The 4,077-nt window shown below is 61.8% G+C and carries 4 protein-coding genes; all 4 read right to left on the bottom strand.

Features of this window, described 5'->3' with window-relative positions:
- Window positions 1-476: KUP/HAK/KT family potassium transporter (locus PHW99_RS16205; RefSeq protein WP_300179941.1), on the bottom strand; the 476-nt coding region annotated here is incomplete at its 3' end.
- A gap of 73 nt (window positions 477-549) precedes the next feature.
- Window positions 550-1,236 (bottom strand): response regulator, encoded by a 687-nt coding sequence (locus PHW99_RS16200; protein ID WP_300179938.1) that lies wholly within the window; start codon window positions 1,234-1,236, stop codon window positions 550-552.
- Complete coding sequence (locus PHW99_RS16195) at window positions 1,233-2,693, bottom strand: DUF4118 domain-containing protein (protein WP_300179934.1); 1,461 nt, start codon at window positions 2,691-2,693, stop codon at window positions 1,233-1,235. Before PHW99_RS16195 ends, PHW99_RS16200 begins: the two co-directional genes overlap by 4 nt.
- A 115-nt stretch (window positions 2,694-2,808) precedes the next feature.
- Window positions 2,809-4,077, bottom strand: a 1,269-nt coding sequence (locus tag PHW99_RS16190) for an MATE family efflux transporter (protein WP_300179932.1), incomplete at its 5' end; no start/stop codon positions are given.

The following is a 4,077-nucleotide window of genomic DNA, read 5'->3' as shown; positions in this document are numbered from 1 at the left end:
CCAAACAAACCGATCAGAACAGCAGCACAAATCGGCAATACATAAGGTTTGAACGCTGGTGTGGCCACTTCCAGCCCTTCGACTGCGCTCAGCACGGAAATGGCCGGGGTGATGACACTGTCGCCATAAAACAGGGCAGCGCCAAAAACACCCATCAGCAGCAGGATCAGCCGCCGTCCGGGCGACTGCCCAACGGCTTGGGCGGCCAGCGCCGTCAGTGCCATGATGCCGCCTTCACCCCGGTTGTCGGCGCGCAGGATGAGCAGCACGTATTTCAGGGTGACCACCAGCATCAGGCCCCAAAAAATCACCGAGACCGCGCCGGTGATGTGGTTGGCATCCAGCGGAATGTTGGTTGCCGGGCCAAAAATTTCTTTCATGGTGTACAACGGGCTGGTGCCAATATCACCATAAACCACCCCCAATGCACCCAGCGTCAGTGCCGCTACGCGACCTCGATCCACAGTCTTGTCCATGGCTTTCCCATGATGTTGAACAAGACCTGACTGTCGTCGCTCTGGTGTCAGGATTGCATAAGTGGACGCCCGGTCAGACCACGGCCAGCCGGTAGCCGACACCGGTTTCTGTCAGCAAGTGTCGTGGTTCGGCCGGATCGACTTCAATCTTGGCTCGCAGTTGCCCCATGTAGAGCCGCAAATAGTGGGTGTGCTCCGTGAACTCCAGCCCCCACACATCGGTCAGCAATTGCCGATGGGTGACCACCCGCCCGGCACTGCGTACCAGACGTGCCAGCAGTTTGAATTCGGTCGGGGTCAGGTGCAGGAGTTCACCTTTGCTGCGCACTTCCCGTGTGGTCAGATCAACGTGCAAGTCGTCCAGCTCATGGACCGTGACCGCTGCTGCCAGAGCTGTGCCCCGGTGACGCAACGCGACACGGATGCGGGCCAGCAGCTCCCCAACACTGAACGGCTTGGTCAGGTAGTCGTCCGCGCCAGCATCAAGCAGCCGGACTTTTTGCGCCTCCTGATGTCTGGCAGAAACCACGATGATGGGCAGGGCCTGCCGTTGGCGGATGTGTTGGACCAGCGTCAGGCCGTCGCCGTCGGGCAGGCCCAGATCCAGCAGCACCACATCGGGTCGCGCGTGCTGCACCAGCGCCTGGGCTTCGCTCAACGACACGGCGGTCTGCACCTCAAACCCCTCTACCGACAAGGACGCCTGCATCAAGGCGCGGATGTCCCGGTCGTCCTCAACCACCAGAATGCGCAGGCTCATGGCAGGTCACCTTCGGGTTGATGCTGGTCAACTGGCAAGGACAGTACAAAACTGTTGCCACCACCGTGGCGGCGGCGCAGTGTCAGCTTGCCGCCATGGACGTTGGCAATGGCCCGGCACAGCGCCAGCCCGAGTCCGGCTCCCCGCTGACCCGACTGGTCGCCGCGGGAATAGGGCTCAAAGATGCGGTGCTGGGCCTCAGCGGCAATCACCTCACCCCGATCCTTGACTGCAATTTGCAGTTCACCGCCGACAAGTGCCACGTTCAAGTCAATGGTGCCTGTGCTGTACTTGAGCGCGTTGTCTAGCAAGTTGCCAATCAGTTGTGCCAGCAGTACCGGGTCGGCCCGAATCAGGGGCAACCCCTCGGGCACTTTGGTTTGGATACGCCGCGTCGTGTCCTGCTGACGCCACCGGGCCAGAGCAGCGCCAACGATCTCTTCCATGGACTCCCACTGCCACTGGAGTGGCTGCGCGGTATTGGTCAGCTGCACCAGCTGCAAGGTGTTTTCCGTCAGGCTGCTCAGGTACGCCGCTTCACTGGCGATGCTGCCGAGCAGGCGTTTTTTTTCAGTGGCATTGAGCTTGTCGTCCTGGGTTTGTAGCGCCGAGGTGGCGCCCACGATGGTGGCCAGCGGTGTGCGCAAATCATGAGACACCGCAGCAAGAAACGTGCTCTGCACCTGCTGGCGCTGAGCTTCAGCTTGTGCTGCCATCGTCGAATCCATCAGCTCAATGCGCCAAAGTGCCTGCGCCAGAAGGGTGCACAGGGCCTGAGCGTGTTCGAGGTTGGCAGTGTCACTGGCCAGCACATGCTGGATGCAGACGGCGCCATTCATCCGGTCGCGCGTTCCCAGTGGCAGATACCAGGCGTTCAGCCCGGGCCAGCGCCCGGTACCTGGCCCGAGCACGGCAGCTTCGCGCAGGCAGCATTGGAGGCCGTCCCGCACGGGCTGCGCCAACGGCTCAGTGCCGGCCAAAGTGCCATCTGGCTGGCGCAGAGCGACCCATGACGGGCCGGGAAAGATGGCGTTCAAGGTATTTTGGCCAAGCAGCATCACCTCGTCAGCTCTGGTCACATTGGCCAGCTGGCCAGCCAGGGCCTGGAGCTGACGTGCCCGCTGCTCATTCAACCGGGCCAGATCTGTTTTCCTGCGCAATGCCGCAGCCAGATGGTTGATCACCAGCGCGACAACCAGCATCGTGAACAGCGCAATCAGGTGCTCTTGACTGTCAACGTCAAAAGTCCAGCGTGGCGGTACAAAAAAGAAGTTGAACGCAGTGACAGCGCCCAGCGCACAGATGATGGAGGGCAGCAGGCTCACGGTGTAGGCCGCCATCACGACCGCCAGCACGTAGAACATGGCCTGACTGGTCAGCGACACCCGGTGTTCCAGCAGAAAACCACCCGCTGTGGCCGCGCACAGCAAGCCAGCGACGCTGGCCCAGGTGCGCACAGGGTGTGGCTGATGATGGACAGGGGCAGGTGTGGTCATACGGGCCGCAGCGTAGCACCTGCGGTATCAGGAAGTCATCAGGAAATCGGGCTTCCTGGTGTCCAGCTTGGCGCTGTCAGGGGGCCAGTCGATCTCGCGCCACCCGGCGCAGCAGCAGCACCAGGCCCAGCGCCGCAATCGTCAGACCCACCACCAGCGCGATCCAGAAGCCTGCCGCCCCCATCGGCTGAGACGGTCTGATGGGCATCCAGGCGGGTGCCAACCCCAGCGTGTAACCCAAAGGCAGCGAAAACACCCAGAACGCCGTCATGTGGATAACCATGGGGGCACGGGTGACCTTGTAGCCACGAATGGCGCAACTGGTCACCACCTGGGTGGCGTCCGACAACTGGAACAGCGCAGCCAGCAGCAACAGTTGGGCGGTCAGGATCATGACCGTGACATCACTGGTGTAGGCCCAGGCGATCTGTCGAGCAAACAGCGCCATCAGCGTGGCGGATACCAGCGCGCATCCCAATCCGAGCGCGACCCCCACCCAGGCCTGGTACCGTGCCTGCACCGGGTCATGGGCGCCGAGCGACTGGCCAACACGCGTGAGCAGGGCCAGCCCCAGGCTCAGCGGCACCATGAACACCAGCGACGAAAAATTCAGCGCAATCTGGTGCGCCGCCACCTGGGTGCTGCCAAATTCGGCAATCAGGAGGGCAATCAGGCTGAAGGCACTGGTTTCAGCAAAATAGGTGATGCCGATGGGCAAGCCCAGCGCCAGCAGGCTTTTGATCTGGGGCCAATGTGGTGGTTCAAAGTGCCCCAATGGCCAGGTGCCGTGATAGACCTCGGAGCGACGCATCCACCACAACAGTGCCAGCAGATTGAACGACACGGTGAGCAGTGTCGCCCAGGCGCACCCGACGCCACCCAGTCGGGGAAAACCCCAGTGGCCAAACACCAGCAACCAGTTGACCACGATATTGAGGCCCAGTGATATCAGTGCGATCACCATCAACGGTTTGGTCTGATTGATGCTGGTGCTGTAGCCATACAACACCCGGTACAACGCAAACGGTGGCAACGCCAGGCTGGTGACAAAAACAAAGTCCCTGGCCAGAGCGCGGACCCGGGGCTCCAGGGTCATATGGTCAAACAGCAGCGCCGCCCAATTGGCCAGCACCAGGGCCAGCACACCGACGCCCAGCGCTTTCCATAACGCCTGCCTGACCACATGAGGCACTTGGCCGAGTTCATCGGCGCCCACCAGATGCGCCACCACCGGGTTGATGGCCATCAGTACCCCCATCATGCTGATGATCAACATGTTCCAGATCGACACCCCCAGCGACACACCGGCGAGATCCTGCGCCGAGGCATGGCCCGCCATGGCGAC

Source organism: Rhodoferax sp. (assembly GCF_028689305.1).
Taxonomy (GTDB): Bacteria; Pseudomonadota; Gammaproteobacteria; order Burkholderiales; family Burkholderiaceae_C; genus Rhodoferax.
The sequence above is the reverse complement of the archived record's forward strand: the minus strand, read 5'-3'. Positions and strand labels throughout refer to the sequence as shown.